We start from the raw sequence: 1,430 nt of genomic DNA, 5'->3' as shown, positions 1-1,430 counted from the left end.
TGTTTCAGAAACCGCACAGTGGACGCGTAACACCTTCGTAGTAAGCCCTCGGCCTATTAGTACCAGTCACCTACACCAGTTACCTGGCTTCCAATTCTGGCCTATCAACCCCATGGTCTGTAGGGGGCCTTAACCCATCAAGTGGGAGAGAAACCTCATCTTGGAACAGGCTTCCCGCTTAGATGCTTTCAGCGGTTATCCCTTCCGAACGTAGCCAACCAGCAGTGCTCCTGGCGGAACAACTGGCACACCAGAGGTTCGTCCGTCCCGGTCCTCTCGTACTAGGGACAGCCTTCCTCAAGTTTCTTACGCGCGCGGCGGATAGAGACCGAACTGTCTCACGACGTTCTAAACCCAGCTCGCGTGCCGCTTTAATGGGCGAACAGCCCAACCCTTGGGACCTACTCCAGCCCCAGGATGCGACGAGCCGACATCGAGGTGCCAAACCATCCCGTCGATATGGACTCTTGGGGAAGATCAGCCTGTTATCCCCGGGGTACCTTTTATCCGTTGAGCGACACCGCTTCCACTTGCCGGTGCCGGATCACTAGTCCCGACTTTCGTCCCTGCTCGACCTGTCAGTCTCACAGTCAAGCTCCCTTGTGCACTTGCACTCAACACCTGATTGCCAACCAGGCTGAGGGAACCTTTGGGCGCCTCCGTTACATTTTGGGAGGCAACCGCCCCAGTTAAACTACCCACCAGGCACTGTCCCTGAACCAGATCATGGTCCGAGGTTAGAAGTCCAATACGATCAGAGTGGTATTTCAACGACGACTCCACCCGAACTAGCGTCCGAGCTTCACAGTCTCCCACCTATCCTACACAAACCGTACCGAACACCAATACCAAGCTATAGTGAAGGTCCCGGGGTCTTTTCGTCCTGCCGCGCGTAACGAGCATCTTTACTCGTAATGCAATTTCGCCGAGTCTGTGGTTGAGACAGCAGAGAAGTCGTTACGCCATTCGTGCAGGTCGGAACTTACCCGACAAGGAATTTCGCTACCTTAGGATGGTTATAGTTACCACCGCCGTTTACCGGGGCTTAAATTCTCAGCTTCGCCCATGACAGGCTAACCGGTCCTCTTAACCTTCCGGCACCGGGCAGGCGTCAGTCCGTATACATCGTCTTACGACTTCGCACGGACCTGTGTTTTTAGTAAACAGTCGCTTCTCTCTGGTCTCTGCGACCTCGTCCAGCTCAGTCCGTAAAGAACGTCACCAGACCAGGTCCCCCTTCTCCCGAAGTTACGGGGGCATTTTGCCGAGTTCCTTAACCACAGTTCTCTCGATCGCCTTAGTATTCTCTACCTGACCACCTGTGTCGGTTTGGGGTACGGGCCGTGTACCAGCTCGCTAGAGGCTTTTCTCGGCAGCATAGGATCACTGAATTCCCCTCAACGGGTACGCATCACGTCTCAGGCTATATG

At 54.8% G+C, this 1,430-nt stretch carries 1 rRNA gene (cut by a window edge); it reads right to left on the bottom strand.

Annotated features, from left to right (window positions below):
• Window positions 1-36 precede the first annotated feature (36 nt).
• Window positions 37-1,430 (bottom strand): 23S ribosomal RNA (locus tag ACWFRF_RS34825); it runs 1,816 nt beyond the window's last position.

The sequence above is a fragment of the Nocardia sp. NPDC055165 genome (assembly GCF_053606985.1).
The sequence above is the reverse complement of the archived record's forward strand: the minus strand, read 5'-3'. Positions and strand labels throughout refer to the sequence as shown.